The 24,953-nt window shown below is 34.3% G+C and carries 20 protein-coding genes and 1 riboswitch; all 20 genes read right to left on the bottom strand.

The annotated features are described in order from the left end of the window. Window positions 1-3 precede the first annotated feature (3 nt). Window positions 4-687, bottom strand: a complete 684-nt coding sequence (locus BKP56_RS08635; RefSeq protein WP_072694694.1) for a LysM peptidoglycan-binding domain-containing protein — start codon at window positions 685-687, stop codon at window positions 4-6. A 36-nt stretch (window positions 688-723) separates the two neighbouring features. Further along, a complete protein-coding gene (locus tag BKP56_RS08630; protein WP_072694693.1) occupies window positions 724-2,190 on the bottom strand; it encodes a RecQ family ATP-dependent DNA helicase in 1,467 nt (488 codons plus the stop codon). Continuing rightward, on the bottom strand, window positions 2,171-3,244 hold the full coding sequence (locus BKP56_RS08625; protein WP_072694692.1) for a helix-turn-helix domain-containing protein: 1,074 nt from the start codon (window positions 3,242-3,244) through the stop codon (window positions 2,171-2,173). Before BKP56_RS08625 ends, BKP56_RS08630 begins: the two co-directional genes overlap by 20 nt. A gap of 98 nt (window positions 3,245-3,342) precedes the next feature. Beyond that, complete coding sequence (locus BKP56_RS08620; protein WP_072694691.1) at window positions 3,343-3,960, bottom strand: ECF transporter S component; 618 nt, start codon at window positions 3,958-3,960, stop codon at window positions 3,343-3,345. A 184-nt stretch (window positions 3,961-4,144) separates the two neighbouring features. Further along, a riboswitch (FMN riboswitch) is annotated at window positions 4,145-4,267 on the bottom strand. Between the two features lie 63 nt (window positions 4,268-4,330). Further along, the gene (locus BKP56_RS08615; protein WP_072694690.1) at window positions 4,331-6,157 is read right to left on the bottom strand and encodes a sensor histidine kinase; all 1,827 of its coding nucleotides are present in this window, start codon (window positions 6,155-6,157) and stop codon (window positions 4,331-4,333) included. A 9-nt stretch (window positions 6,158-6,166) separates the two neighbouring features. Continuing rightward, complete coding sequence (locus BKP56_RS08610; RefSeq protein WP_335628748.1) at window positions 6,167-6,925, bottom strand: response regulator transcription factor; 759 nt, start codon at window positions 6,923-6,925, stop codon at window positions 6,167-6,169. Window positions 6,926-7,086: 161 nt separating this feature from the next. Then, the gene (locus tag BKP56_RS08605; protein WP_072694689.1) at window positions 7,087-7,809 is read right to left on the bottom strand and encodes a pseudouridine synthase; all 723 of its coding nucleotides are present in this window, start codon (window positions 7,807-7,809) and stop codon (window positions 7,087-7,089) included. A 73-nt stretch (window positions 7,810-7,882) separates the two neighbouring features. After that, complete coding sequence (scpB, locus tag BKP56_RS08600; RefSeq protein WP_072694688.1) at window positions 7,883-8,446, bottom strand: SMC-Scp complex subunit ScpB; 564 nt, start codon at window positions 8,444-8,446, stop codon at window positions 7,883-7,885. A 34-nt stretch (window positions 8,447-8,480) separates the two neighbouring features. Then, a complete protein-coding gene (locus BKP56_RS08595) occupies window positions 8,481-9,224 on the bottom strand; it encodes a segregation and condensation protein A (protein ID WP_072694687.1) in 744 nt (247 codons plus the stop codon). Window positions 9,225-9,255: 31 nt separating this feature from the next. Beyond that, window positions 9,256-9,612, bottom strand: a complete 357-nt coding sequence (locus BKP56_RS08590; protein WP_072694686.1) for a GNAT family N-acetyltransferase — start codon at window positions 9,610-9,612, stop codon at window positions 9,256-9,258. 22 nt (window positions 9,613-9,634) lie between these two features. After that, window positions 9,635-10,975: a diaminopimelate decarboxylase gene (lysA, locus tag BKP56_RS08585; RefSeq protein ID WP_072694685.1), complete on the bottom strand. Its 1,341-nt coding sequence runs from the start codon at window positions 10,973-10,975 to the stop codon at window positions 9,635-9,637. A 236-nt stretch (window positions 10,976-11,211) separates the two neighbouring features. Continuing rightward, window positions 11,212-12,033, bottom strand: coding sequence for a purine-nucleoside phosphorylase (locus BKP56_RS08580; RefSeq protein WP_072694684.1), 822 nt, complete (start codon window positions 12,031-12,033; stop codon window positions 11,212-11,214). Window positions 12,034-12,067: 34 nt separating this feature from the next. Then, window positions 12,068-13,237 carry a phosphopentomutase gene (gene deoB / locus BKP56_RS08575; RefSeq protein ID WP_072694683.1) on the bottom strand — a complete coding sequence of 390 codons (1,170 nt, stop codon included), beginning with the start codon at window positions 13,235-13,237 and terminating at the stop codon, window positions 12,068-12,070. Between the two features lie 56 nt (window positions 13,238-13,293). Continuing rightward, complete coding sequence (xerD, locus tag BKP56_RS08570; RefSeq protein ID WP_072694682.1) at window positions 13,294-14,202, bottom strand: site-specific tyrosine recombinase XerD; 909 nt, start codon at window positions 14,200-14,202, stop codon at window positions 13,294-13,296. A gap of 6 nt (window positions 14,203-14,208) precedes the next feature. Continuing rightward, window positions 14,209-14,673, bottom strand: a complete 465-nt coding sequence (locus BKP56_RS08565; RefSeq protein ID WP_072694681.1) for a Fur family transcriptional regulator — start codon at window positions 14,671-14,673, stop codon at window positions 14,209-14,211. Window positions 14,674-14,780: 107 nt separating this feature from the next. After that, window positions 14,781-15,653 (bottom strand): CvfB family protein, encoded by an 873-nt coding sequence (locus tag BKP56_RS08560; RefSeq protein WP_072694680.1) that lies wholly within the window; start codon window positions 15,651-15,653, stop codon window positions 14,781-14,783. A gap of 198 nt (window positions 15,654-15,851) precedes the next feature. Beyond that, window positions 15,852-17,609: a pyruvate kinase gene (pyk, locus tag BKP56_RS08555; RefSeq protein ID WP_072694679.1), complete on the bottom strand. Its 1,758-nt coding sequence runs from the start codon at window positions 17,607-17,609 to the stop codon at window positions 15,852-15,854. Between the two features lie 101 nt (window positions 17,610-17,710). After that, complete coding sequence (gene pfkA, locus BKP56_RS08550; protein WP_072694678.1) at window positions 17,711-18,673, bottom strand: 6-phosphofructokinase; 963 nt, start codon at window positions 18,671-18,673, stop codon at window positions 17,711-17,713. Between the two features lie 240 nt (window positions 18,674-18,913). After that, window positions 18,914-22,225: a DNA polymerase III subunit alpha gene (dnaE, locus tag BKP56_RS08545; protein ID WP_232226866.1), complete on the bottom strand. Its 3,312-nt coding sequence runs from the start codon at window positions 22,223-22,225 to the stop codon at window positions 18,914-18,916. Between the two features lie 25 nt (window positions 22,226-22,250). Beyond that, on the bottom strand, window positions 22,251-24,872 hold the full coding sequence (gene clpB, locus BKP56_RS08540; protein WP_072694677.1) for an ATP-dependent chaperone ClpB: 2,622 nt from the start codon (window positions 24,870-24,872) through the stop codon (window positions 22,251-22,253). Window positions 24,873-24,953: the final 81 nt, after the last annotated feature.

The raw sequence follows: 24,953 nt of genomic DNA, 5'->3' as shown, positions 1-24,953 counted from the left end.
AAATTATTCTACGATCAACTCTTGGCCTATATATACTGATTCATCACTCAGACCATTCAGCTGCATTAATTCTTCTGTAGTCATACCATGATTCAATGCAATTCGGTACATATTATCACCGGCTTTTACTACATAAGTTTCAGTACTAGGTGCAGGAGTCTGGCTCGCTTCACTAGAAGCTGAATTGTTATTAGTATCTGTACTTGAAGATTCATTAGCATTATTTGAACTGCTATCGCTGTCAGATGAAGCAGAATCTGAAGGTTGATCAGTTTCGGTAACAGTTTCTGTTTCCTCTGTCTGCTGTTCCGGTTCAGATTGTTCTTTCTCAGTGGTATCATCTGATGTTTCTTCCGTATTTTCAGGTTCGTCAACTGGTTCTTCTTCAACTGATTCTTCTTCTTCCACATTCTCATCAGTATCTGTATTTTCAGTTGTTTCTTCAACAGTAGGTGCTTCAGGGGCATTATAATTAGCTTCACGATTACTATACCAAGCATATGTACCCAGTGTTACGACAATAACTAAAACTAAAAAGATAACCGTTACAGTCAATATTGGAGAGATACTTTTCTCACGTTCTCTTTTAGCTTTTCGAGACATGGTTTGTTCTTCATCATAGTCAACCTCTTCATCAAAACGTTTTGACCACAGTTCCTCCATCGACTCGCGATCTTTCTTACTCATCGTACTTCCTCCTTAAATTCTATCATTATTATTGTATCATATTTTTCTGGTTTTAATAGATTCATCGTCTATTTTGTACAATTCTTTTAGTCTCTTTCTCCAATTCATGTCCACCTTATTCCTTACTATTGAACCCTCTTCATATTTATAAAAACACTCTTCTAAACTTGGATTACAAGAGCTGCAACATTTATCTGGCTTAACATCTATGACTTCATCAAAGTATTTTAATATAAAATTTCTTTTACATCCTTTATGCTTAATATATTGCATCATGAAGTCTAATTGTTCACTTTTCAATCGTTCTCTTATTTCAACCTGCCTCACAGCAATGCTAAGTGGAATTCCAGATTCCTGATAATATTGAGCAATTTGCACTCTTGGATCTTCTTGATTAGATTTTATCTTATGATAGTTTTTGTATACGTAACTAAGCAGCGATTTATCTGGTAAAGCATCTTCTTGGAGTCTCTTTTGAATAAATTGATCTCCATATTCAAAAAGTAAAATTGCGATCCCATCTTTACCATCTCTACTACACCTACCTATTTCCTGAAGGTACATTTCCGGATTTGATGGGACATGATAGTGAATAATAAATCGAACATCTGATTTATCAATGCCCATCCCAAATGCACTTGTAGCACAAATAATCTGTACAGAATTCTCAATGAATTGCTGTTGTATTTTAATTTTGTCGTCTGTAAGTATATCTGAATGATAACTTTCAACTGACAGTCCAAGTTCACTTCTTAACTCTTGAGCAAGTTCATCTGCCAATTTTTTGCTTGAAAAATAAATAATACCTGGTTTTTGTAAATTCCTTACAAATTCTTTTAATTTTTCTTTTTTATTCCCTTCACATATTTCTACTTTTAACTTTATCGCATCTCTATTAACAGAATAGATAACTTCTTTTGTTTGCTCTTCATCCATTTTCAAAGAATCTTTGATTTCATCTCTCACTCTATTAGTTGCAGTAGCAGTCAGAGCCATTGTTACTGGATTATTCAACTTTTCTTTCACTTCTCCTATTTTAAGATAATCCGGTCGGAAATCCATTCCCCATTGGGATATACAATGTGCTTCGTCAACAACAAAAAGTGCTATTTTCACCTTTATTAATCTATTAATTACAAAATCATACTGGATCATTTCTGGAGAAATAAAAAGAAATTTTAACTTATTTAAATTATTAAAAATTCTTTTCTTTTCGTTACTTGAAGATAAACTATTTAACGCTGCCACTTGTCGTTCGCCAGACTTTTTAAGCCTTTCGACCTGATCTTGCATCAAAGATAATAAAGGAGAGACAATTAATACTAATCCCTCTTTTAGATAGCCAGGCAGTTGATAACAAATTGATTTTCCACTTCCGGTCGGAAGCATAACCAGCGTATCAAACTTCTGGAGTGCAGCCTCTATCGCTTCTATTTGACCTGGTCTAAATTCTTTGAAACCGAATTTTTCATTTAGAGTTTGTTCAATTACTGATAGATTCATTTCTAATCCTCTCAATCTCCACTAGACGGTACCACATGAATTGTATATTACTATTTTCTTGTTTTGCTTTCTGAAAACTAAAATAAGGATTTGTTTCAAAAGATTGATGAAGTTGTATATAGATTTTTTCTGGAATAAATGGCCTGAAATTAAAAGATTGTTTTACCAGAGTTATTTCTAAAATATGTTCCTGAATAGTACTTAGTTTTAAATTTCGTTTAAAGGCAATATCTGCAAGATTATTCCCCTTTCTAATGTAACTTGCTGTTAAATAAGTACTTCTTGATAAACCATAATAATAATTCTTTTTAGTCTGATGTAAAAATGATTTTAACAGTGTGTACTCTGATTTTTCTATTAAATCTATTAACTGTTCAACAGCTTGGTTTAATAGAATATATAATTCAACCGTATCTAAAGAAAAACTTTCAGCTAATTGTCGATTAGTTTTTCCAACTAGTTCATGACCAGTTAATTTCCATACTAGAATCAATGCCTCTTCCTCAGTAAGGTTTTCTAACACCAAACTTAATTCATTTGACCAGCATTTACTTAGATTATGTAAAGATTCATCTAAAGTTGCCAGCCATTCTTTTACAGCTGTCTGATGAATAGGATCTTTTATAGTAGGCCTATATTGTTTATTATTATAGATCGCTTCAGAAAAAATTTGAGATACTAATTGGAATTGATAAAAAAAAGGCGTACGAATCGTTGCGTTCTCTAATGATACAATTTTAGCAGGATAATCCTTATCTGAAAAGTACTTTTCAAGCGCTAATGATCCGTTATCTGATAAAATATAGCCATTATTTTCATTTATATCAAGCCATTTCAATTTAATAAGCTCATTAAGGTACTGATCAAGTTTGTCTTTAGTTAATGTCTTGAATAAACCAAACGGAGTATATAATTTTTCTCTTTCAACTTTAAATAACATTGAAGGGGTTCTTCTTCCATGAAAAATATGAATCAATTGCGCTGAACTTAAAGGAGAATCTTTATTAAACAAAGATAAAATAAAATAAGTGATATATTCATGATTTGAATTCATTAGCTACTCCTTTCACTCCATTAGAATACAGGTTCATTAGTTTTTTTTCAATAAAAAAAGGACGACCCTAATGATCGTCCCTTGTCAAAATAGTAAAATTAAATTAATTTATCATTATTTAAAACAGCAGTCCTTGAGTGATTTTTATATAATCTTTTTCTGGATTTTTCCAACCATGGATATAGTTTTTGGAAAGCTACAAAAAAGATGACGGAAACAATCGTGCCTTTTATTAAATTGAATGGAACAATTGCTAAAAGTAGATACTCAGATAAAGGTCCTACCTCAAATCCCATTACAGCCATGTAGGCCGGTACTAAGAAAAACCAGTTCAATAGTGCCATCACAATACTTAATGTAATAGTACCCAATGTTGATGCAACAATTTTTTCTTTCAACTTCAATCCGAATTTAGTAATAATTAAATAAATCGGAAGAGTAAACGAAAGTGAGGCAACGAATTGCGCTGTATCACCAATTGGTAGTCCCGCTTCTCCGCCTTTTTGAACAAAAGATAATAAAGAGCGGATAAACGCAATAATGACACCACCTGCTGGACCATACACATACATACCAAAAAGGATAGGTAAATCACTGAAATCTATTTTTAAAAATGATGAAGCAGGGAGTATAGGAAATGCAAACATAGAAATAATCCATGCTAGTGAAGCTAATATAGCAATCCCTACAGTTTTATGTGTTTTGATATTTGACATTGAAAATCCTCCTAGAAGGATTCATCACTCTGGGAATGAACTTATTGATTCTTTGTCTATTCATCGTTCTTTGTCATGAAATGAGATTGAACCTGTTTTGTACTCTAGAAATACAAAAGCTCTGTTCAATTCCACTTCAGGAAAATGAACAGAGCTAAATAGACATGTTTAATCAGTCAAAAAGCTCCATCTTCTTTATACCAGACTATACTGTCGGTACTGGAATCACACCAGTTCAGCAAAATAAAAATTTCGCTCGTGGACTTTACCACCGGTCGGGATTTACGCCCTGCCCCTGAAGATGAATCATATTTTTATACTATCAAGTAGTACAATACTATTATACAAAATATTTAATAAATGTCAAGTTCTAGTCATTATTTAGTTGATCAAGATTTTCTTCTTGATCAATCGGTAAATGGATAATGAAAGTAGACCCACTGCCTAAATTAGATTCAACGCTTAATCGTCCACCATGTGCTTCTACAATACTTTGAACCACTGATAAACCAATTCCTGTTCCAGAAGCATTGTCCGAATAATTTTTACGGGATTTATCTGCTTTAAAGAAGCGGTCAAAAATGTAAGGAATATCTTCTTTGGGAATGCCTGTGCCGGTATCTCTAACTTGCATGATAATCTCCTCTAAATTACTGTCTTCAAAAAGACTTAGAGTAACTTTTTTAGATTCTTTTTCAGTCATGCCAGTATGTCTAATAGCATTATTAATTAAATTGACAAAAACCTGATCCATTTTATCCTTATCGATCGGCAGTACAATATCATCTTCTGGAAGGTCAAGTTCCAAATTCACACTTACTTCTGAGGCCATTTTTTTAAATCGAGCAATTAATGTATTTAGATAATGATTCAAATTGATTGGATCTTTCTCAATCTCAATAAACCCGGCTTCCATTCTTGATAGATCCAGCATTTCATTAACCATTCTATTCATTCGCTGTGACTCATCGCTAATAATCTGAGCCATTTCTTTTTTCTCATCGATTGTTTCTGCTATATCATCTATGATAGCTTCGCTATATCCTTGAACCATTACAAGTGGTGTACGCAATTCATGAGAAATGTTACTGATAAAGTCAACTCTCATTTTGTCTAATCTATGCTCATGAGTCAAATCTTTAGTAGAAACTAATATACCTCGTATATCCAGGGTGTCCTCTTCGATCAAGGGCATAATGGTTACTTCATAATAAAACTCGACCATCTCGATATGAAATTGAGAATATTTCTTAGTTTCCACCGCTTCTTTCAAGTTGTTCTCAATATCTACATAGTTATCTTTTTCAGAAAAATTCCCTTTTTCTACTTGATAATGTGTCAGAAACAGATCTCCAGCAGGGTTTGATAAAATTAATGTCTGGTCAGAATCATAGTAAAGAATTCCTGTATCTATACTTGTCATAATATGAGAGAGCAATTCCTTTTCTTGTCTTACTACAGTTCGATTCGTTTCCAACGAGTGCCCCATCTTATTCATCGCCATAGCAAGTTCTGATAAATCATCCCGGCCTGATACTGGTAATTGATGACTAAAATCATCTCGTGCATAATCAAATGCAATATTAGTCATCGCATTAATAGGTTCTGATAAATTTCGGCGAAGGTATAAATAATAAATATAACTCAAAAAAATATTAAACAATATAAGTACAATTATGGCGATCGATACCATTTTTTCAATATTTGAAATAAAAGATAGATCTACATAAGCATATAGCGCATAGTTCTCGCCATTAAAATTAATATGTTCAATATGAAAAATATAAGGTATTTTACTCTGATGTCCTGGAGACAAGTCAGATCGTATATGAATTTCATCACTTGCTTTTAAATCAGTTCTAAGATCGGGATTATCCATTATTTTCTGGTAAACACTTTCAGAAAATTCTACATCCCATTCCCCTTGATCATCAGTGTACTGATCTTCTGTACGAAGAGCAAAATTTATTTTTGAATGGATAACATTAGCTTCTTTCAGGTAATTGAAAATAAATGCGGGATCGCTGTCTGATAATCCTCCTACATTAAGAATAAATGTTTCATAATCATTTAGGTAATTATCTTTGACCTGTTCTGAATAAAAGTGAGTGTAGAACAAAGAAGTGGCAACTAGGGATAAAAGAATCAGTCCAGAAGTAGTCAGCCAAATTCTAATCGCAACGATATTTAGCTTCATACTCTAGACCTACTCCTCTTCCTCATGAGGGTAAGAATTCAATTTATAGCCAAGCCCCCATACAGTTTCTATCATTTTAGCTGCAGTCTTTGATTCTTTTTTCAATTTCTCACGCAGCCTTTTCACATGTGTATCTACTGTACGTAAATCTCCGAAGAATTCATACTTCCAGACTTCTCTAAGCAACTGTTCCCTGCCGAAAATCTGATCAGGAGAAGACATTAAATAATGAAGTAAATCATACTCTTTTGGAGTAAGATTCACAGTTTTTCCATCAGCTGTGACTCTTCTAGAATCGTTATCAATTTCTAGATGAGGCAGCGTGAGTGTATCTGATACACTTGCTGCTTTACTTGGATTTCCTCCGCTAGCCTGACTTCTTTTTAAAATTGCAGAAACTCTCAAAACAATTTCGCGAGGACTGAATGGCTTAACGATATAGTCATCAGCTCCTACTTCAAACCCTTGGATACGGTTTAGTTCTTCACCTTTAGCTGTCAGCATCATAATCGGTGTTTCTTTCTCTTTTCGTAATTCCTCAGCTACTTCTATTCCATCCATTTCAGGCATCATAAGGTCTAAAAGAATCAAGTCATAATCATTTTCTAATGCTAGTTTTAAAGCTATTTCACCATTTTCAGCTTCATCAATTTCATAATGAGCTTTTTCAAGGTACATTTTAAGCAATCTACGTATTCGATTTTCATCATCTACAACCAAGAGTCTTTTTGGTTGTTCTACATTTTCCTGCATTATTTCATCCGTCACGATTCGACACTCCTTAGAACGTGATACTATTGAATAAATTCAAGTATAGTTATTTTCTTTCCTGTTGCTGCTTAACTTCAATTATAACTAAGATGAAAAGAATGTGCCACTAATTCAATTCGACAAATTCTATACCCTCTATATAAACAAGTTGCGAACTTCTATTCATCTTCTACTAATTGATATAGTTTATTGATTTCAAACTGTTTCAGTTCTCTAAAAACCCCAGACTGCATACCTTCTACTGATAAAAATCCATATTGGGTTCTAGTTAATTTTTCAACAGGATGATTGATAGCTTTCATCATTTTTTTTACTTGATGGTTCTTACCTTCATGAATAATCAATTCTACTGTTGAATAATCTTTCTTTCGGTCATAGTTAATGATTCTTGCTTTTGCTGGAACAGATTTAACTTTATCGAAAACTACTCCTTTTTCAAGCTGCCTTATATCCTCTCTTGTTACTCGTCCTTTAACTTTAGCAAGATATGTTTTTTCTACAGAATATTTAGGGTGCATTAATTTATTAGCAAGCTCTCCGTCATTAGTCAAGAGTAAAACACCTGTAGTATCATAGTCTAACCTACCTACTGGATAGATTCTTTCTTCTACTTCATGTAACAAATCAACTACAGTTTCTCTATTCTTTGGATCACTGGCTGTTGACACTACTCCTCTTGGTTTATTCAACAAAAAGTAAACTAATTTTTCTTTCTGGATTGGCACACTATCGACTTCTATTGAATCTGATTTTTTCACTTGAAAACCTAATTCAGTAATCACTTTTCCATTAACCTTAACTCGGCCTGCTTCTATCATACTTTCTGACTTTCTTCTTGAAGCAATTCCTGCATGAGCCATGACTTTTTGTAAACGATCCATCTGACCCCTCCTTTAATCTATTTTATGTAACTTAATGAATTCGCAGAATTTTTAGTTTTAAAAACGTTTATTTTCAATCTAATGATTGTTGAAAGTTTTCAAAAAATAGTGAGGTTTCTTCAACCTCGTCCTCTATCGTAAGTTCAGGTAATTCTGATAAGCCATTTAACCCAAAATAATCTAAAAAATAGTCTGTTGTTCCATATAAAACTGGTCTGCCAGGTGCTTCTAAGCGTCCGACTTCTTTAATAAGGTCCCTCAATTTCAACTTTTGCAGAGCAGTTGCTAACTGTACTCCTCTAATTTCCTCTATTTCCATTCTGGTTATAGGTTGTTTATATGCAATAATAGCCAACGTCTCTAATAATGCCTTGCTTAACTTTTGCATTAAAGGAGACTGAGCATAACCGCTAACGATAGTTGAATACATTTCTTTAGTTACAATTTTGTATTTATTTGCTGTTTCAATGATCGTAAGTGCGCTAGAGTTTCTAGTATTATATTCATTGAGCAATTTATCCAGTGAAACAAGTACATGATCAGTCGTAGCGTTTGTCAATTTAGCCATTTCCTTCAAAGACAACCCCTCATCTCCTGCAACAAATAGTAAAGATTCATATACAGCTAATTCATTCATTCAATCTCCTCCTTTTTTTTTGACTTAAAAATCTTTACGTTAAAAAGGCTAGTTTAATATCTGAAAAAGTTTTATCTTGTTTGAAATCAACTTTATTTTCTTTAATCAATTCTAACAGTGCTAGAAAAGTTACCACAACTTCCTTACTTGAATAATATTCAAAAAGATGTTGGAACGTTATTGAAGCGTCAGGACTATTCCTTATCTTTGATTCTATCCATTTCATTTTATCATTAACGGTAACTTCTTCTGGTTCTATTATAGTAGCCTCTGGTTCTTTTAATTCATTTCTTCTAATTAACGATTGAAATGCATCTATTAAATCCAATAAGTCAATCTCGCCTTTTTTCAAAGGGATATGTTCTTGATACTTAGAGACATCTGTTGGCTCTTTTGTGAAAAATTCTGCCCTTTCGGACTGTTTATGATCCAATTGTGATGCAGCATTTTTAAACTTCCTGTACTCTAGCAGCATTTCCATTAATTCTTCTCTTGGATCCTCTTCCTCTATAGTGAATTCTTTCTCTTCATCCCATCCATCGTTTCTGGGAACCAGCATTTGACTTTTGATGGACATTAGTGTTGCTGCCATTACTAAATAATCACCAGCAACATCAAGCTGCAGGATTTGCATCGCATGAAGATAGTCCATATATTGAGTTGTGATTTTTGCTATCGGAATATCATAAATATCTATTTCATATTTGTTAATCAAATGAAGCAGAAGATCTAACGGTCCTTCAAAGACTTCCAAATTTACTTGCCAATGTTCTGTCATAGTGTTTTCCTCTTAAGCTCTACTTTATCTGCTAACTTTCAGTGTGCCACTTAGCAATCAGTGGGCCCGTTTCTATTGTTCCTACTAACTGCCTAGGAGCATATTTAGCCGCTAATACATCTAAAAGACGATGAGCAAGTCCTTCTTCTCGGAAAGATGGATTTATCGAGATATGTCTAACTAAAATAAACTCTTCTTCAACTTCAATTCCCAGCACCCCAACAAAATCGTTCGTTTCTTGGCTTTTCCACAAAAATAACTGGCGATTGTCTTCTTGGGCATACCAAGTCAATTCTTTCATTAATCGATTTGTTTCTTTCAAATCTGGTACATAAGATAATAGACCCATTGTAATTTTCTGATAGTCAGCTTTGTATTCTACAAGCATCCATTTCCCTCCATATTTTAACTCAAATTGAATCAGCGATAGGATTTTCTAACCTCATAAAGTCGTCATACGATTCTCTTTTAATCGCTAAAAAATCTTGTCTATTTTCAACGAAGACAACAGCCGGACGGGGCAATCTATTATAATTGCTCGCCATAGAATATCCATACGCTCCAGTACTCAATACTGCAAGATAGTCTCCTTGTTCGACTTCAGGCAAAGCTAAATCCCAAATCAGCATATCTCCGCTTTCACATGCTTTACCGGCTATGGAAACGGTTGTATCATATTGGGCATAGACTTTGTTAGCTAAAACACCAGTATATTCTGCTTCATAAAGTGCCGGTCTAATATTATCCGCCATACCTCCATCTACTGAAATATAACGTCTAATTTCCGGTATATTTTTTTCTGTTCCGATAGTATAAAGTGTTGTCCCAGCTTCTCCAACAATACTTCGCCCTGGTTCTACCCATATTTCCGGCAACTCTAAATGTAGATCTGCTGAATTTTTTTCGACACTTTCAACAATACTTAACGCATAGTCTTTAATCGAAAGAGGTTCATCTGCTTTTGTATATCTTATACCAAAACCACCCCCGACATTTAGAACTTTCAAATCAAAGTCAGTTTGTTCTTTCCACTGTTTAGCATGCTGCATTAACCTTTCTATAACAGCCTTATAACCATCAGTCTCAAAAATCTGAGAACCTATATGTGCATGAAGTCCGATTACATTGATATAAGCACAATCCAAAGCTGTTTTTATAGCTTTTTCAGCTTGTCCAGAAGCTAGATCAAAACCAAATTTAGAATCTTCTTGTCCTGTAGTAATATACTCATGTGTATGGGCTTCAATGCCAGGGGTGATTCGAATTAGAACATTAATATTTTTCTGATGCAAAGTTGTCAATTGATTGATCATATCTAATTCAGTAAAGTTATCAATAACTATACATCCTATATTATAGTTTAATGCTTCTACTAATTCCTGATGGGACTTATTATTCCCATGAAAATGAATCTTTGCCGCTGGAAAACCAGCTTTAATTGCCAGATGAAGCTCTCCTCCTGAAACCACATCCAGCGAGACTCCTTCTTTTGCCAGAATCTGATATAAGGCTAAGGACGAAAAAGCTTTACTAGCATAAGCAACCTGAGTAGGTTTACTATAAATAGAAAAAGCCTTTTTAAACTCAGATAAACGAGACTTAATCAAATTCATATCGTAAACATATAAAGGAGTTGAATATTTCTCTGCTAAATAGACAGTATCTACTCCTCCAATTTCAAGATGATTTTTTTCATTTATTTTCATAGTTCCCGGAAAATATGGAATATTCTGATTTTCAGATTGGCTCATTTGTCACTACCTACATTTCTTTAGTCATAGTCTTGAATAAATGATAGCATTAGCTATCCAATTGTTTTTAATTACCTGTAAATGAATTTATTACTCATGACAATAATACAGATATCTATTGTAAAAATCAAATTGCCTTGATGTTTCTATATTTAATATACTTTCTGAAAAAAAGATAAAGATGAAAAGTGTTCATCTTTATCTTTTTACATTATTAAATTTTAGCGAATACTCGATTAGACTTTTGAAACAAAGTCTTTAACTAAAGATTTGAATGACTCTTTTACTCTTGTAGTTACTTCAACTACTTCAGCATGATCAAGGTTGCTTTGCATTCCTGCAGCATAATTCGTGATACAAGAGATTCCGGCAACTCTTAATCCAGCATGATTGGCTACTATAACTTCAGGAACTGTAGACATCCCTACAGCATCTCCACCTAGTGTGCGGATCATCTGAATTTCTGCTGGCGTTTCATAAGTAGGACCTGTCAATCCAAAGTAAACCCCTTCTTTAATAGCTAAATCACTTTCTTTAGCACATTCTTTGATCAATTTCTGGTATTCATTATCATAAGCTGCCGTCATATCAGTGAATCTTGGTCCTAGAGTAGATTCATTTTTTCCTATTAATGGATTTGCCCCAGTGAAGTTAATATGGTCTGTAATAATCATAAGATCTCCTGGATTAAAGGAAATATTGACTCCGCCAGCAGCATTTGTTACGACTAATGTTTCTACACCTAAAGCTTTCATGACTCTAACAGGGAAAGTAACCGCCTGAAGTGAATATCCTTCATAAAAATGGAATCTTCCTTGCATTGCTAAAACCATTTTCCCACCTAGTTCTCCGTAAACAAGTTGGCCTGCATGACCTTCCACTGTGGAAACTGGAAATCCGGGAATTTCTTCATAAGGAATTGCAATTTGATTTGCCGCTTCGTCAGCCAGTTCTCCAAGACCTGATCCTAAAATCAGACCAACAGTTGGCTTATCAATTCCTTTACTCTTAAGATAAACAGCAGCTTTTCCAATACTATCTAAATACTCTCTATTCATATCTATATTCTCCTTTAATTGATACTTTATACCATTACTTTAAATCTGATAAGATACTTGTACCAAATCCGGTACTTTTAACATTAAAATTATCTGCGATTGTAGCACTGATATCGGCAAAGTATCCTTGTGGTAAAGCTCCATTGCTTTTCATACTAGGTGAATAAAACAATACTGGTACAAATTCTCTTGTATGATCGGTACCAGGATGAGTTGGATCATTTCCGTGGTCTGCTGTTATGATCAATAAGTCATCTTCTTCAAGCATACTTAGTATCTCCGGAATTCTTGCATCGAATTCTTCTAAAGCTTTAGCATATCCATTAACATCTCTTCGGTGACCATATAGTGCATCAAAATCTACAAGGTTAGTAAAGCTCAATCCATTAAAATTTTTTTTCATGACTTCAAGCAGCTGATCTACTCCATCCATGTTAGATTTCGTACGAACCATTTCAGTGATTCCTTGGCTATTAAAGATATCATCAATTTTCCCAACCGCTATGACATCTTTTCCGTCTTCTTTAAGAGAATCTAAGACTGTATGTCCAAAAGGGCTAAGAGCATAGTCATGTCGATTACTTGTTCTAGTGAAATTCCCTGGCTCTCCAATATAAGGTCGTGCGATGATTCGACCAATCATATACGGATCATCTTTTGTTATTTCTCTTACGTATTCACAAATCTCATATAATTCTTCTAGAGGAATTATATCTTCATGTGCTGCAATCTGAAGAACAGGATCAGCAGACGTATAAACGATTAAATCACCTGTTTTCATCTGATGTTCGCCATATTCATCAATGATAGCTGTCCCAGAAGCTGGTTTATTCGCAACAATTTTTCTCCCTGTATGCTTTTCAATTTGCTGAATCAGTTCTTCAGGAAACCCATTTGGAAATACTCTGAAAGGTGTTTTTATATGAAGACCCATTAGTTCCCAATGACCAGTCATTGTGTCTTTACCGACTGATTTTTCTTCCAGCTTAGTATGGTATCCAATACTCGTAGGAGTTGCTTCAACACCTTTAATCTTATCAATATTTCCTAATCCTAAAGTTTTGAGATTAGGCAGATCCAATTCAGTATTTTCAGCAATGTGACCTAATGTGTGGGCACCCTCATCGTTAAATTCCTTTGCATCTGGCGCTTCTCCGATACCTACTGAATCCATAACGATTAAATGAATACGTTCATAACTCATGTTAATTCCTCCAATGATAATTTTTGTTTTTAGCTGATTAATTAAATGAAAATATGTTACGCTCTAGGATGATAAGTATCATAAACTTCCTTTAAGCGGTGTTTAGTAATGTGTGTGTATATCTGTGTAGTTGAGATATCTGAATGTCCTAATAGTTCCTGTACTACTCTAAGATCCGCTCCATTCTCTAACAAATGAGTAGCGAAGGAGTGTCTTAAAGTATGTGGGGTAACATTTTGCTTTATACCTGCTTGTTGGACCATCTTTTTAATTTTCTTCCAGACACCTTGCCTGCTGAGTTGTGTTCCTCTTAAATTCAAAAAAACAAAAGGAGAAGTCTGTGCTGATTTCATTTCTAATTTCGGTCTGCTATACTCTAAGTAATATTCTACCCATCTGATTCCTTGTTCCCCGATCGGCAAGATTCTTTCTTTGTCTCCTTTACCAATCGTTTGAATCAACTTCATTGAAAGATGTAGTTCCTCTAGCTTCAAATTTACTAACTCTGAAATTCTTATTCCCGTAGCGTACATAACCTCCAATATTGCCCGATCTCTTATCCCAATCTTATTAGATGTATCAGGTATTGATAATAAGATATCAATTTGATTTGTAGAGATTACTTTTGGAAGCGTCTGAGCTTTTTTAGGTGTCTCAATATAGAGCATAGGATCTTCTTTAGATAAATTCTCCTGTTTTAAAAACTGATGAAATCTTCTTAAGCTTGATATCATTCGAATAAGAGAATTATCAGACTTGAGTCCGTTTTTCTGATTTTCCAAAAAATTCAAAATAATATATCGATTAATTTCATCCCATGAATTAATTTTTTCTTGATCCAAATAGGTAATATACTGATTCAGGTCTCGTTGATAACTTTCAATAGAATTTTTAGATAGTCCTCTTTCGATCTTTAAAAAAATCAGATATTCTTCTAATGCTTCTTTTTTTAATTCTACTGACACAGTACATTACCCCTTGTTTTGATCATCAGCCTCTTCAATACATTTCTTGCACAGACCATGAAAAGTCAGTCGGTGATCTTTTATTTTAAAGTGATAGCTTTTTTCTACTTCTTTTTCCACATCTATAAGCATATCTTTTTCAACTTCATCAATTTTCCCGCAATTCAAACACAACAGATAATGATGCTGATGCTGACGATCATTATCATTTACATCATACCGAGAAATGCCATCTTGAAAGGCAATTTTATTTATAATGTTTAATTCACTTAACAATTCGAGAGTGCGATAAACAGTTGCTAATCCTATACCTGAATTTTCACTTTTAACTTTCAAATATATTTCTTCTGCACTTAAGTGTTCATTATCAAGTAAAACCCTTAAAATATCTTCTCTTTGAGAGGTTAACTTATAACCTGCTTTATAAATTTTCTGTTTAACTTTTTGGATAGTAGTATCTGTTTTTTCCATAGCTGTCCCCTTAGAATAAAAACGATTATAATCTATTTTCAAAACGTCCAATTAATTATAATCAGTATAATCTAGAAAAGCTTAAGATACAACCTTCCGCTATAAAACTAAGCATTATCTGTTTGACTTTCTTTTATTAACTTAGTTCCTGTAGCATCTTGTTCAATCAGGTTCTGTTTCAGTAACCGACCTAGCGCACGCTTGAACTGTCCTTTACTGATGCCAAAATGATTTTTGATGGATTGTGGATCACTTTTATCATTATACTCAAACTTCTGATCTGGAGATCGTCTTAATACTTCAAGTAACATTGCTGCATCATCATCTAATACTTCATGAGCTCTTGGCATCATCGATACATAATATACGCCATCTTCTCTCAACCCTATTATACGTCCATTGACTAACTCACCCAATCTTGGTTCTCTTTCCCGTTCTGATGGATGAATAAAGCCAACATAATTATCTTCCGTATAAAAATAGGTTCCACTTTTTTTCATTCTAAATGTATGTCCACTTACATTCAGATTATGCGATTCTTTTAATCCAGGCTTAGAAACCGCATAAAAATCTTCTTCTTCAGCTAGTTTACCCCACATACGATCTTTTTCATCAACCACTACAGTAACATATAGTCTATCACCTTTTTTCGGCCACAAATGTCCTTCATTTGGAAGATCATCTAATGAAATAACCAAGTCTTTATTTTTCCAGTTTACATTTACAAAAACACCCAAACTACGTTTAACATCTATAACATCTCCCCAACCAAAATTTCCAACTCTGACTTCAGGAATTTCCAAAGAAAATAATTGATTGCCCTCTTTGTCAGTATAGGCAAAGCCTTCGATCGTTTGTCCTAATGTTAAATCGATTGAATTTTCTGATACTACTTGGTAAGTTATTCCATTATTTTGAACAAATGTCACTTTATTATTCTTATCCGTCACCATACCCGTTATTACTTTACCCGTATTCATTTATTCTCACTCCTTTTTTTATAGTAATTATGAACTTTAAAAGAAAAACGATGAGATATAATCTTAGAGAAAGTTATTGTTACTATCTCAGATAAATCATGACTATCTGAAATTCAACTTATTCCAAGATTTATATTATCTCATCGTCAAATTCATTACTACAAAACTTAACCCACTCAAATTATGGTTTAAGTTAAATTAAATTGCTGTAGTTGCTCCACGGTAAATAATACCTCGACGAGCATCTACTGTAATTAATTCGTCTTGTACGATTAGTTCAGTTGCGTTTTCTGCTGACACAACTACTGGAATACCCATTGCTATTCCAATCACTGCAGCATGGGAAGTTAATCCACCTTGCTCTACGACAATAGCAGCAGATTTTTCAATTGCTGGCAAATAATCCTTGTCTGTATTTTGAACAACTAAAATGCCACCTTCAACCGCTTTATCATTTGCTTCATCGGCTGAAGAAGCTACAATTGCTTTACCAATAACAGATTCTGAACCAACGCCTTGTCCACTGACTAATTTAGAACCGATTAATTGAATTTTCATTACATTAGTTGTTCCACGTTCTCCGACAGGAACTCCAGCAGTAATAATAATCAAGTCGCCTTCTTTAGCATAGCCTTTTTCCATAGTAGTTTGAGTTGCTAAATTAAACATGTCATCTGTTGATGTAGGTTTTTCAGCGATTGTTGGAATAACGCCCCATTGAAGAGATAATCCACGTGCTGTCTCTTCTGAGAAAGTTACTGCTAGAATATCAGCTTTTGGACGGAATTTAGAAATCATACGAGCAGTATGTCCAGATTCAGTTGCTGCTACTATTGTATTGATTTTCAAGTTACGAGCAGTATGTCCAACTGCTTGTCCAATCGCTTCAGTCATATCTCCCTGATCATAAGATTTAAGTGCATATGCATCTTGTCCTACTAAAGCAGCTTCAGTGCGCATCGCTATATTATACATTGTTTGAACAGCTTCTACAGGATAGTCTCCGGCAGCTGTTTCTCCTGATAACATAATTGCATCAGTTCCATCAAAAATTGCATTTGCAACATCGGAAGCTTCTGCACGTGTTGGACGCGGATTAACTTGCATCGAATCTAACATCTGAGTAGCTGTAATAACTGGTTTTCCAGCGGCATTACATATACGAATCATTTGTTTTTGAACAATTGGTACTTCTTCAGCTGGAATTTCCACCCCTAAATCTCCACGAGCAACCATTAAACCATCAGCTATTTTAATGATTTCCTCAAGGTTATCTACACCTTCTTGGTTTTCAATTTTAGGAATAATTTGTACGTGAGTTTTTCCAGCTTTTTCTAAAACTTCTGTAATTTCAAGAACATCAGATGGACGACGTACAAAAGAAGCAGCAATATAATCTATATTATTTTCTAATCCAAAATTAATATCATTTCTGTCTTTTTCAGTCAAACCAGGAAGATTTACAGAAACACCAGGTACGTTAACCCCTTTTTTATTTTTAAGGTCACCAGTATTAAGTGCTGTAGTAATAATTTCCCCTTTATCATGATCGATATCTGTCACTTGCAAGTTGATTAAACCATCGTCTAGTAAAATACTTGATCCGGGATTTACATCATTAATCAAATCTGCATAAGTCACTGAAAATTTCTCAGTAGTTCCTTCAACTTCAGTCATTGAGATACGAATGGTGCTACCTTTTACGATTTCAATTTTACCGTCTACCATGTTATGTGTTCTGATTTCAGGACCTTTAGTATCTAACATGATCGCAATTAGTTTATTTGTTTTTTCGGCTGCTTCGCGAATGTTTTTAATACGTTGTAAGTGTTCAGCATGATCTCCATGTGAAAAGTTCAAACGTGCAACGTTCATTCCAGCTTCCATTAATTTCGTTAAGGTTTCTACCGATTCACTTGCAGGTCCGATGGTACAAACAATTTTTGTCTTTTTCATAAAAAATAACTCCCACTTTCGTTTATGTTTTTAGATAGTATAAAGAACTTTCCTGTTCACCTTATCAAGTTAAGATTCAGCTTTAAAAATAAAAGATATTCTTAACTTGATATTTCTTTATTAAGTTTGTACAAATCTAAATTCGGCTTGTGCTTCATATTATCTAATGTATCTACAATATCATGCGCTACGATTTTTTCATTTCGAAGTCCCAAACATAATCCACCCTTATCAGCTTTAAGATACTCTACAGCCCCTGCACCAAACTGACTTGCTAACACACGATCTCTTGCTGTAGGAGATCCTCCACGTTGTACGTGACCAAGAACAGTTACACGGACGTGGAAATTATCGATTGCATCTAATTTTTCTGCAAACTCTTTTCCATCCATTACACCTTCAGCTAGCACAATAATCGTATGTTTTTTACCTTTTTCTCTACCTTCACGAATATTATCTGCTACTCCAGTGATATCAAATCCTTTTTCTGGAATAATAATCTGTTCAGCACCGCTTGCTACACCTGCCCATAAAGCAATATCTCCAGCATCTCTACCCATAACTTCAATAACAAATGTTCTGACATGAGAAGTAGCTGTGTCTCTAATTCTATCTAATGCATCTAGCACTGTATTAATTGCTGTATCAAATCCGATAGTATAATCTGTTCCAGGAATATCATTATCAATCGTTCCAGGAAGACCAATACATGGATAGCCGCGCTTAGTTAAAGCATATGCTCCACGGTAAGAACCATCTCCACCGACAACTACTAAACCTTCAATACCGAAACGGTTCAATTGCTCGATTCCTTTCAACTGCCCCTCTTCAGTTGCGAATTGAGGATATCTTGCTGAATATAAGAAAGTTCCCCCTCTTTGAATGATATCTCCTACGTCTCTACGAGTCAATTTTCGAATGTCTCCAGCTACTAAGCCTGCAAATCCATAATTGATTCCATAAACTTCCATACCTTCATATAACGCTTTTCTTACTACAGCACGAACAGCAGCGTTCATACCCGGAGAATCTCCACCACTTGTTAGAACTCCAATACGTTTCATATCAATCTTTCACCTCTAATACATATTTTAAAAACTATAATATTATGACTATAATATACTTCTGATGAATCAATTGCCTCAGAAAAGTTTTGAAAGCTCACAAGTGAACACATTACATCCACTTATAATTGCCAAAACCTATCCTTGCATATTCATCTAGTTTCCATACAAATATTATTCTATCACTTTTTACTATTTATGTCTCTTAAAAATGGTAACTAACTCAGTTTTTCTAACATTTTATTGCAAAACAACCTGTTTTTCACCTAAAATCTCCTTTAATTCTTCTACTAGTTCTTTAGAGCCGTCAATAGAGTAGGCTTTTTTTAACAAATGCTTTTGATCTGTGCTTGCATCAAAGATAACAACGGAGACTTCCCCGGGATGCTGTCGAAGAATAGACTGAACATTTTGGAACACTTCTTCATTATCTTTAATCGATTCAAATTTCAGATATAATATTTCTTTTTGCTTTATCTCTTTTAATTCTTTTGTATTCTCAATTTTTCTTACTAAGATTTTAACTCCTTTTTGATCACTTTCTACTTTACCTTCAACCAAAACAGCATCACCTTTAGAAAGATATTTTATATACTTTCGATGTTGTTCTGGAAAAAGGGTTAAAGAGCATGACCCAGTTTGATCCGTCAATTCGACAAAGGACATTGGTTCTCCTTTTTTGGTCTGAATAGTTTTAATTCCTTTAATTGTACCAATAAACTTCATCGTTCGATTTGTTTTTGCATCTGCTATAAAATCAGCCTTAAACGCTTCTCTGTATTTATTATATTGTTCACTGGGATGGTTAGATAGATAAAATCCTGTTACTTCATATTCCTGATCCAATTTTTCTTCAATAGAAAGATCCTCAACCAATTCTATTTTGGGTGCTAATGATTCAAAAAGTTCCATATTGCCATTACTCATATTGACACTATTTATTATTCCCTCAAGCGAATGTAGAATTGTTCCTCGATTATGAATCAATCGATCAAAAGCTCCAGCAAAAACGAGGGGTTTTATATAAATTTCTTTACGCCATTTATTCTCTAACTTCCCAATAAAATCAATAATATCTTTATATGGTCCAACTTCTTTTCTGATTTTATAAATAGAATAAACTAAATCTCTTCTTAGACCTTTAATAACATCCAATCCAAACAGAATCGTTCCATTATACAAAGAAAAGGTATAATTACTCATATTAATATCTGGTCCAATCATTTCAACGCCACGCTTTTTAGCCTCTATTACATACTCTTGGAGCTTGGTTTTATTGTTAGAAGAAGCTTTCATTAGTGCTGCATAGAAGGCAGCTGGATAGTGTACCTTAAAGTACGCCAACTGATAAGCTACCATTGAATATGCTACTGCATGAGATCGATTGAATCCATAATTTGCAAATTGTTCTATATAATGATAAACATTTTTTGCTGTTTCTTCTGTATATCCTTTTTGTGTAGCTCCCCTTATAAACTGTTTGCGACCTGTATCAATCTCATTTCGGATTTTCTTTGAGATTGCCCGGCGCAGCATATCAGCTTCAGCTAAAGAATAACCGGCTAATTTAGAAGCTACTTTCATAACTTGTTCCTGATAGACCATAATGCCATACGTAACATCTAAAATCTCTTCAAGATCATCATGCGGGTACACAATAGGTTCATTCCCTTTTTTTCTGGCAATAAAGGTATCAATCTGTTCCATTGGACCTGGTCTATACAATGCATTAACTGCTACAACATCCTCTATATCTGTAGGCCCCAGTTTGCGCAGGACTCGTTTAATACCAGGCGATTCGAATTGAAAAACACCATTAGTGTCCCCATTTCTGAAAAGTTGAAGTGTTTCATAATCATTTAACGGTATATTCGAAAGAGAAAGTGACCGATTTGTCTGAGTACTAGCAAACTGAATACAATCAGATAATATAGTTAAATTCTTCAGTCCAAGAAAATCCATTTTCAGCAATCCCACTTTTTCTACATATGACATAGTAAATTGTGTTAGAGAAAGCTCTCCACTTCCTAATTGTAGCGGGACAGAATGTATTAATGGTTCATCAGATATAACTACCCCTGCAGCGTGAGTGGAAACATGCCTTGGCAATCCTTCCAGTTTTTTTGCTGTTTCATAAATTTTTTGGTTCTGATCTGATTCTTTTATCAGACTTTGTAGTTTAGAAGACTCTTTAAATGCTTTTGTCAATGTCATACCAAGACTTGTCGGAATTGCATCTGACCATCTTTTTAAATCCTTAGTCGTCAATCCGAAAACTCTTCCTGAATCTCTGACAGCCATTTTAGCTGCGAAGGTTCCAAAAGTAGCGATTTGTGCTACATGTTGGTTTCCATACTTCTTATTAACATAAGCTAGAATTTGTTCTCTTTTACTGTCTGGAAAATCTAAATCAATATCAGGCATTGAAAATCGTTCTTCATTCAAAAACCTTTCAAATAACAGACCGTATTTTATAGGATCTACATCCGTAATATCTAGAACGTAAGAGACTAAAGATCCAACAGCTGAACCTCTTCCCGATCCAGTAATTATTTTCTGACTATGAGCATACCTCATCAGATCCCAGACAATTAAAAAATAATCAGAAAAGCCCATTTTTGAGATAATTGCTAATTCTTTTTCAAGTCGATTTTTATATTCTAAAGTAACCTCACCGATTTTCTTACCTACTGCTTGTCGGCAGAGTTCGGATAAATATTCATCTGTTTTTCTACCTTTAGGAATCGGAAATTTAGGTAAGACTGGTTTTCCTAGCGTTATATTAATTGATATTTTTTCGGCAATCTGGTCAGCTGTTTCAGCTAATTTTATCAATCCCGCGTTTTCATATTGCTTTGTTCTCTCCCTAGCGCTTAAAAGACTCTTTTCTTGTTCCAGATCTTTATTAATGTCTATCATTTCATTTGCTCCAATGGTTCTTAAAACATCTGTCGCAAAAGCATCTTCTCTATCTAAATATTCAACTGCATCAAAGGCCACAAGCTCAATGTTAGTGTGTTTAGAAAGTTCAATTAACTGCTCTTGAATACTTGAAAGTGGTGTTTGAAATGCATAACCTAAATATAATTCTTCAAAAACTTCACTATATTTATACAGTATTTTTTCAGCATTTTCAAAGTCACCTGCTAATAAAAGTTGTTCTACTTCGCCTTTGGCTCCAGGAGTGATTGCAATAAGCTGACTGCATTCGTTTTTTAAGAAATCCAAAGCAATTTCTTTTTCTTCCGTCATCACTTTAGATGATAGTTTTATCAGTTCTTTAAAGCCTTTTTCATTTTTCGCCAATAATACAATGCGGGCTTCTTTAATTTCCTCATTTAGTGCCTCGATATCTAGTGTTAATCCTAAAATAGGATTCAGACCAGCTTTTAAAGATTTTTCATAAAACTCAATTGCTCCATAAAGAACATTGTGATCAGTAAGAGCAATCGATTTGTAGCCACGTTCTTTGGCTGCTTTAACAAGTTTGTCGATAGTGATTGTACTTTTTAACAAAGTATAAGTACTCATAATCTGAAGTTGTGTCTGCACTGATGCTCTCCTTCCTTCTTTCCAACTAAAAAGGCAAATATCCAGTATCTGTTGTTTTGAAAGTCAAATGATCATCTTTTACGTCGACTTCGATCGTTTGTCCTTTTTTGATAGTATTGCCAATTATCATTTTAGCGATCGGAGTTTCAATCTCATTAGTTAGATATCGCTTAATTGGGCGAGCTCCAAATGCTGGATCATAAGCTTTCTCAGCTATCCAGCTCTTAGCTGCTTCAGTCAGAGAGAGTGCATATGAATTTGCAGTTAATCTGATCTCTAGATCCCCAACTAATTTATCGACAATTTTTATCATGCTTTGTTTAGTAATCGGTGAGAACAAAACAATATCGTCTAATCGATTTAAAAATTCTGGTCTAAAGGAGTCAAATAATAACTCTTTTACTTTTGCTTCCGTTTTAGAATTGATTTCACCTTCTGAAGATGTCTCTTGTAATAGTAACTCAGAGCCAATATTGCTTGTTAAAATCAGGACTGTATTTTTAAAATCTATCAACTGTCCTTTCGAATCTGTCAATCGTCCTTCGTCTAGTACTTGCAGAAGAATATTAAAAATATCGGAATGTGCTTTTTCGATTTCATCAAGTAAAATGATCGTGTAGGGATTATTACGAACAGCTTCTGTCAATTGCCCGCCTTCATCGTATCCAACATATCCTGGTGGCGAACCAATCAATCGGGATACACTATGCTTTTCCATATATTCACTCATATCTAACCGAATCATCTGATCTTGTGTATCAAAAAGGTTTTGAGCTAATGTTCTAGCTAATTCAGTCTTCCCTACACCAGTCGGTCCTAAGAATAAGAATGATCCTAGTGGACGGTTTGGATCCTGTATACCTGCTCTGGCACGAAGAATAGCATCTGTTACAGCATCAACAGCTTTATCTTGACCGATAACTTGTTTTTTCATAGATTCATTTAAATTAAGCAGTTTTTCTCTTTCGGATTCAACTAATTTATTTACAGGAATACCTGTTATTCGAGCAACAACTTCGGCCATTTCATCTTCAGTAACGGTTTCTTGAACCAGCTTATCCTCCGAAGCTCTATTTGTTTGATGTATTTGCTCAAGCTCTACTAGTTCCTTTTCAAGTAACGGAACAGTACCATGCTTCAATTTAGCTGCTTCCTCTAAGTTATACTCTGATTCTGCTTCTTCAAGTTTGCGTTTTGCTTGATCAATTTCAGCTTTTTTATCCTGAATATCTTGCATTGATATTTTTTCTTTATTCCATCTCAGTGACATAATTTCTACTTCTTCACGAATTGAAGCAAGTTCGTGCTGGATGGTAGCTAATCGATCTTTACTTTTTTCATCTGTTTCTTCTTTTAATGCTTGTTCTTCAATCTCCAGCTGCATTTTTCTGCGCGTTAGAAGATCTAATTCATTAGGCATTGAATTCATCTCTACTCTTATTGTTGCACATGCCTCATCTACTAGGTCAATAGCCTTATCTGGCAAAAATCGATCTGTCATATATCGACTAGACAGTTGTACTGCTGCAACCAATGCATTGTCTTGGATATTCACTCCATGATGAATTTCAAACCTTTCTTTCAAACCTCTTAAAATGCTGATAGCTTCGTCAATGGACGGCTCATTTACTATTACCTTCTGAAATCTTCTTTCTAGCGCTTTGTCTTTTTCCATATAGTTCCGATATTCATTAATAGTCGTTGCGCCGATGCAATGGAGTTCACCTCTAGCAAGCATGGGCTTAAGTAAATTTCCGGCATCCATACTACCTTCAGTTTTACCAGCACCTACAATTGTATGAATTTCATCTATAAATAACAAAATATTCCCTTCACTATTTTTAATTTCTTTCAGTACTGCTTTTAAGCGTTCTTCAAATTCACCTCTATATTTAGCACCTGCAATCAGTGCACCCATATCTAGCGAAAAAATTTTTTTGTTTTTCAAATTTTCTGGTACATCATTTCTAACGATTCTTTGAGCTAATCCTTCGATTATGGCCGTTTTACCAACGCCAGGTTCACCAATTAAAATGGGATTGTTTTTCGTTTTACGAGAAAGGATTCTAATAACATCTCTTATCTCATCATCTCTACCAATGATAGGATCTTGATTTCCTTCCTTAACTTGTTTAACCAAATCAATAGCATATAATTCCAACGATTGATAAGTAGATTCCTGGCTAGCGCTCTTCACTGATTCTCCACCTCTCCATTCAGATACTACTTCTCGCAATTTTGCTTCAGACATTCCCAGCTTTTGCAAATACTTTTTAAGTGGATGATTTGGCTGTTTCATTAAAGAAATCAATACAACATCTACTGAAATATATAAATCTTCAAAGTCAGAGGCAATCTTTTCTGCATCTTGTAGTAACTGGAATAATTCACGTGACATTTGTGTCCCATATTGAATAGACGTTCCTTGAACTACTGGTATCTTATCAATTTCATTTTCGACATTCTTCAAAAACAAATTAAGATCTATACCCGTCTGTTCGTATAGTTTATATGCCAAATGATCTGGCTGCAAAAAAATTCTCCATAAATGAGGAATATCTATTGATTGATGAAATCGAACTTTAGCAATATCCTGAGCTTCAGAAATTGCTTCCTGCATTGCAATCGTGTATTCTGTCATAATAATCTCCTTTTAACACATAGACACTTGCACTTTATCTAATAAAAAAGAATCGAGTAAGTAAATACAAACTCAACCCTTTCCAGA

Source organism: Marinilactibacillus sp. 15R (genome assembly GCF_001895285.1).
GTDB classification, from domain to species: domain Bacteria; phylum Bacillota; class Bacilli; order Lactobacillales; family Carnobacteriaceae_A; genus Marinilactibacillus; species Marinilactibacillus piezotolerans.
Note: the sequence above shows the minus strand (reverse complement) of the source record. Positions and strands in the feature narration are given on the sequence as shown.

Bases quoted from the DNA above. Each gene is read 5' to 3' on its own strand.
- BKP56_RS08635 (WP_072694694.1), bottom strand. From the start codon at position 687: ATGAGTAAGAAAGATCGCGAGTCGATGGAGGAACTGTGGTCAAAACGT.
- BKP56_RS08630 (WP_072694693.1), bottom strand. From the start codon at position 2,190: ATGAATCTATCAGTAATTGAACAAACTCTAAATGAAAAATTCGGTTTC.
- BKP56_RS08625 (WP_072694692.1), bottom strand. From the start codon at position 3,244: ATGAATTCAAATCATGAATATATCACTTATTTTATTTTATCTTTGTTT.
- BKP56_RS08620 (WP_072694691.1), bottom strand. From the start codon at position 3,960: ATGTCAAATATCAAAACACATAAAACTGTAGGGATTGCTATATTAGCT.
- BKP56_RS08615 (WP_072694690.1), bottom strand. From the start codon at position 6,157: ATGAAGCTAAATATCGTTGCGATTAGAATTTGGCTGACTACTTCTGGA.
- BKP56_RS08605 (WP_072694689.1), bottom strand. From the start codon at position 7,809: ATGGATCGTTTACAAAAAGTCATGGCTCATGCAGGAATTGCTTCAAGA.
- scpB (WP_072694688.1), bottom strand. From the start codon at position 8,446: ATGAATGAATTAGCTGTATATGAATCTTTACTATTTGTTGCAGGAGAT.
- BKP56_RS08595 (WP_072694687.1), bottom strand. From the start codon at position 9,224: ATGACAGAACATTGGCAAGTAAATTTGGAAGTCTTTGAAGGACCGTTA.
- BKP56_RS08590 (WP_072694686.1), bottom strand. From the start codon at position 9,612: ATGCTTGTAGAATACAAAGCTGACTATCAGAAAATTACAATGGGTCTA.
- lysA (WP_072694685.1), bottom strand. From the start codon at position 10,975: ATGAGCCAATCTGAAAATCAGAATATTCCATATTTTCCGGGAACTATG.
- BKP56_RS08580 (WP_072694684.1), bottom strand. From the start codon at position 12,033: ATGAATAGAGAGTATTTAGATAGTATTGGAAAAGCTGCTGTTTATCTT.
- deoB (WP_072694683.1), bottom strand. From the start codon at position 13,237: ATGAGTTATGAACGTATTCATTTAATCGTTATGGATTCAGTAGGTATC.
- BKP56_RS08565 (WP_072694681.1), bottom strand. From the start codon at position 14,673: ATGGAAAAAACAGATACTACTATCCAAAAAGTTAAACAGAAAATTTAT.
- BKP56_RS08560 (WP_072694680.1), bottom strand. From the start codon at position 15,653: ATGAATACGGGTAAAGTAATAACGGGTATGGTGACGGATAAGAATAAT.
- pyk (WP_072694679.1), bottom strand. From the start codon at position 17,609: ATGAAAAAGACAAAAATTGTTTGTACCATCGGACCTGCAAGTGAATCG.
- pfkA (WP_072694678.1), bottom strand. From the start codon at position 18,673: ATGAAACGTATTGGAGTTCTAACAAGTGGTGGAGATTCTCCGGGTATG.